The sequence below is a fragment of the Paracoccus sp. FO-3 genome (genome assembly GCF_006386455.1).
Lineage (GTDB): Bacteria > Pseudomonadota > Alphaproteobacteria > Rhodobacterales > Rhodobacteraceae > Paracoccus > Paracoccus versutus.
The window spans coordinates 1-524 of sequence record NZ_VCBQ01000302.1; the positions used below are offsets into that span (position 1 = coordinate 1).

At 69.1% G+C, this 524-nt stretch carries 1 protein-coding gene; it reads left to right on the forward strand.

Annotation, left to right across the window (positions count from 1 at the left end; genetic code table 11):
• Positions 1–524, forward strand: a 524-nt coding sequence (locus FE811_RS27105) for an ATP-binding protein (RefSeq protein WP_140849609.1), incomplete at both ends; no start/stop codon positions are given.

The following is a 524-nucleotide window of genomic DNA, read 5'->3' on the forward strand; positions in this document are numbered from 1 at the left end:
TGCTCGCAATAGGCGCGCAGGCCCCCTGGCTCGAGGATATCCACGGCGACAGTCCGGCACTTCGCGCGGCGCGCCAGATCGTGCGCGACCTGCGCGGCTGGAAGACCGGCGAGGTCGCCTGGCCGGACCTGACGCGGACGCTGCTGCTTTACGGGCCGCCCGGCACCGGCAAGAGTTGGATCGCCCGCGCGATGGGCAACAGCGCAGGGTTCAGCGTCGTGACCGGCACCTTCGGCGAATGGCAAGCCGCAGGCCATCTCGGCGACATGCTGCGCGAGATGCGTCGGACTTTTCGTGATGCGCGCACCAAAGCCCCCTCGGTCGGCACCTGCAATCACCCGGACTTGATCGATCCGGCGGTTCTCAGGGCCGGTCGCTTCGACATGAAAGTCTCCCTGCCGCTGCCGGATGCCGAGGGTCTGTTCAGCGTCTTCCGGCATTGCCTGCCGGACTGGCGCGAGGCCGATCTGCGCGATCTCGCCGCGCGGGCCGTCGGTTGCTCCGCCGCCGATGTCGATGCCGTC